The following is a 3,908-nucleotide window of genomic DNA, read 5'->3' on the forward strand; positions in this document are numbered from 1 at the left end:
AACAAAGGAGTTGTCATGGGAACCGGCCCGCTTATGCTGGTGCTGTTGATAGCAATCGCCATTGTCATCCTGCTGATCGTAACAGTGAAGAGCCCGGCGTGGTGTTCGGGGGCCGSTTGCGGATSASGTACGCGTACTACGACATGCACCAGGTCATCAACTCCGCTTTGGTCGCGTACGACAAGCGCATCCACCCCATGCTCACCCGCACCGACGGGCAGTGAACCGGGTCCGCCCGTGACGTCGACGGCACGGGCGCGCGGCCGGCGTGAAACCGGCATGAAGGAAGGAGCCCCGCGCATCAACCGCGCGGGACCCCACCGGTCTATCAAAGTGACCGCATACGTTGGTCGATTCGGCTACTTGGCCGGCATTCCGTCGGTGTTGTCGTTGGAGCGTCCGTCTGTGGCGTCATCGGTGGAGTCGTCGGTGGTCTCGGCGGCGAAGATGCGCGACCAGACATCGATGCTGGCCATATCGTATTCCCGGTACCGGTTCGACAGCGCGCCCCATTGCTTGATCAGGGTATGGGAGAGCCGCAGTCCTTGACGGATCTGTTTCCTGAACAGCGTGCTGTCGCGACGGCACCAAGCCGCCGTGCTGCCGTCAGGCGACGTCACCAATGCCGAATTCACACCGTTGAAGGAGCGCCAGATGGCCTGATCGGCGGGGATGGCGACGTCCGGACGTTCGTCCTTCGTGCCGTTGCCGCGTGAGAGCAATGCTCCCACAATGGCGTGGAGACCTGCCTTTTTGATGTCCCGTGAAGCTCGTGGTGTCGCTCGGCGATCGAATTCCCGTATCGGCTTGGGGAAGTCGTCGAGATCCTTGGCCAACGTGGTATCAGCGAACCCCTCACGGGCCTTACGCACCTCGGCCATCTTGTGCGGCATGGATTCGACGATGTACTCCGGGCCCCGCAGTATGTCCTGCAAGCCCATATGGCGCAGACGAAGCGCGGAATAGACGAGTTTCAGGCCCACGTTGATGTCGCCGTACAACATCTCGAACCGGAAACGCCTCGACGGCTGCGGGCAATGCAGCAGACCGCAGATCCAACGGTTGCGCTGGAAGAAGTACTCCTCCCACGTCCGTGAAGGATCCTTGTCGTGCCATGCCTGGTGCCATACCGCGACACCCGGGAGGCACACGGTGTGGAAGCCGTGTTCGGCGGCGCGCAATGCGTATTCCGTGTCGTCGAATTTGATGAAGAAGGGCATCGACAGTCCTATGGTCTTCATGATCGCCGTCGGTATCAGACACATCCACCAGCCGTTGAAATCGGAGTCGATCCGGCGATGGCGTTCGGGGGAGTCACGCAACGGGAAACGGGCGAAGTCGTGGTTGTAGCCCAAGCCTTGGGAGGGTTTCATCCACACCGACGACGCATCGAATCGTTCACCCTGCGTGTAGAGCACGGTGCGGTTATCCAGATGGAACATGCCGCCGCCGACGATGGTGGGGTGTTTGGCGTAGTCGGCGAATTGGACCGCGCGCAAGATGGCTTCGGGCTCGCTGATGGCATCATCGTCGAGGAGCAGCGTGTAGGCGCTTGAACCGGCCTTGAGTGTTTCATACATGCCCCGGGAGAAGCCGGCCGACCCGCCCATGTTGGTCTGACGCAGATAGGTGAGCTGGTCTCCGAGCTCGGCGCTGACTTCGTCGAATCCCGGCTCGTCGCGGACCAGGGTGGTGCCTTGATCGGTACAATAGATCGTGTCCAGACGGCGCCGCAACGCCGGTTCGTGCGCGATGGCCTGCAATTGGTGCAGGCAATAGGGGGTCCTGTTGAAGGTGGTGATGGCCACGGATAATGTCGTATCCGCCTTGGCGGTCCGTTCCTCGCTGGGCACGGACCACTGTGCGTCGCGCACGGTCAGTTCACTGCCGAGCCCGGCCTGGGCGTCGAACCAGAAATAACCGCCGTCGAGCAGTCCATTCATGGTGATCGTGGTCTGGACCTCGGTGAAGTCCTTGCCGTTCGATGTATCGACCGCCAGTGTGGTCACCGGGGAGAACAGGCCGCGGCCCGTGGAGCGATAGAGCACCAGTTCGCCCGTGCCCCGGACCTCCGCACTGAATCGGACCATGCTAATGGCCGTCCAACGCTTCCAATAGCTGGCGGGAAAGGCGTTGAAGAACGTGCATAGGGACACGTGTTTGCCCGGCCGGATGGTCAGTGAGCTGCGGTCGTCGACGGTAAACACATCGGTGGTCGATGCGGAGGAATGGCTCTCCACGCTTTCGTTGACGAGATGTCTGAACGAGTTCGCGTTCATGGAGTCGAACGAGAGCTTCTCCATGTTGAGACGGGGGTTGAACACGTCATCGGTCAGGTGCGGACGCACCCAGGGGATGGCGTAGAGCGGGAGGGTCAGGTCCTGATCGTGGATCGGATAGACTACGCGGTCCACCGTCTCCCAGGTATGTTCGCGCGACGTTGTCCCGGACTCATTCATGGTTAGCATGCCTTTCATTATATGGAGCGTGGTGCCGACCGCGCGGGGAACCCGATTCGCCTGGGGTAGAGTTGACGATGTTTATTGAGCGGTATGGCACCGATGCGTGCCATACCGGGGGTTATCCATCATCTGGGGGAGGTAACGATGGCGAGTGCGACTCCTCCGTTCTCACTGCTCATGGCCGTGTACCGGGGCGACCGTGTCGAGTATCTGCGGCGTGCGTTGCTGTCCAACACCGTCGGGCAGACCAGGCCTCCGGCCGAGGTCGTCATCGTGCGTGACGGGGTTGTGGCCGAGGACGTGCAAGGATTCCTCGACGACGCATCCGCGTTGCTGCGTGCACGATTCGTTGCCGCTGATCGTGCTGGTGAGGCTCCCGAAGTCACCGTGCTCCAGCTGGACCGCAACGGGGGATTGGCCCACGCTCTCAATCAAGGGATCGCGGTCTGCCGCTACGAGGCGGTGGCGCGCGCCGACAGCGACGACGTCGCCCTGCCTCAGCGGTTCGCGAAGCTGTTGCCTCTGATCGATGGTTCGCGCACCCCGGTGCATGATGTCGCCGGCAGTGCCATCTGCGAATTCGAAGGCGACGAGCGACGGCCGGGTCAGATCAGGCGCCTGCCGGCCGGAGGCGAGGCCCTGCGCGCCTACGCACGGCTTCAATCGCCCCTGCATCATCCCAGCGTCGCCTTCCGCCGATCGGTGATTTTGGCGGCCGGAGGATACCCCGAGCGTGCGGGTCGATTTGAGGATTATCTGCTGTGGGAGCGGCTCATCATGCGCGGCGCCAGCCTCGTCAACCTGCCCGAACCGTTGGTGCTGTACCGGGTGGATGCCGGAGCCTACGAGCGCCGGGGCGGCTGGTCGATGTTCCGCGACGAGCTCGCCCTGCAGCGCCGTTTCCGATCCGATGGGTTCACCACGACGGCCCAGTTCGCGCGCAACGTGACCGTGCGGGCCTGCTACCGGCTCATGCCGGTGCGGCTGCGGCAACTGGGCTATCGGCTGCTGACCGCCGTGCACAACCATCGTGGTGATCGCGGAGGTGCCGAGTGAACGCATCCGCCATGCAGCTGGCCACCTGGTGGCAGGCGCTGCCCGTCATCGTCGCCGTGCTCGCCGCGTTGTACCTGCCGGGCGGGGCGGTCGCGGTCGCGTCCGGCCGTCGGGGCGTGGACCTTGTGGCGCTCGCCCCGGTGGTGTCGATCGTCATCGTGGGTATGAGTGGCATCGTGGCGTATGCCATCGGATTGCCCTGGGGTTGGCCGTGCTACCTGATCGCCACGGCGGCGGTATGCGTGGTCGTGGTGGGCGTGCGCATCGTCGGTACCCGGTTCGGCCGCAGTCCTCTTCGCGCCGCCGGGGCGTCCGGTGACGCACCGCTCGAGCCGGACCGGCGACCGGTCTGGTGGCGGCGCGTGACCCCTGCGCTCGCCGGGGTGGTGC

The 3,908-nt window shown here is 63.7% G+C and carries 3 protein-coding genes and 1 pseudogene; 3 read left to right on the forward strand and 1 reads right to left on the reverse strand.

Annotated features, from left to right (window positions below; all coding sequences use genetic code 11):
* Nucleotides 1-224, forward strand: a pseudogene (locus BMON_RS10490) (hypothetical protein); the annotation flags it as partial.
* A 135-nt stretch (nucleotides 225-359) separates the two neighbouring features.
* Here the strand turns inward: BMON_RS10490 and BMON_RS08995 are convergent.
* Nucleotides 360-2,468, reverse strand: a complete 2,109-nt coding sequence (locus tag BMON_RS08995) for a glycosyltransferase (RefSeq protein WP_081883034.1) — start codon at nucleotides 2,466-2,468, stop codon at nucleotides 360-362.
* 138 nt (nucleotides 2,469-2,606) lie between these two features.
* Here BMON_RS08995 and BMON_RS09000 point away from each other — a divergent pair, with 138 nt between their 5' ends.
* A complete protein-coding gene (locus BMON_RS09000) occupies nucleotides 2,607-3,518 on the forward strand; it encodes a glycosyltransferase (protein ID WP_033512726.1) in 912 nt (303 codons plus the stop codon).
* The coding region (locus BMON_RS09005; protein ID WP_034885524.1) for a DUF6541 family protein at nucleotides 3,515-3,908 on the forward strand (394 nt) is incomplete at its 3' end. The genes BMON_RS09000 and BMON_RS09005, both read left to right, overlap by 4 nt.

Source organism: Bifidobacterium mongoliense DSM 21395, from assembly GCF_000741285.1.
Classification (GTDB): Bacteria; Actinomycetota; Actinomycetes; order Actinomycetales; family Bifidobacteriaceae; genus Bifidobacterium; species Bifidobacterium mongoliense.

What these genes read in the sequence shown, in the direction of transcription:
- BMON_RS08995 (WP_081883034.1), bottom strand. Translation starts at nt 2,468, where the DNA reads ATGCTAACCATGAATGAGTCCGGGACAACGTCGCGCGAACATACCTGG.
- BMON_RS09000 (WP_033512726.1), top strand. Translation starts at nt 2,607, where the DNA reads ATGGCGAGTGCGACTCCTCCGTTCTCACTGCTCATGGCCGTGTACCGG.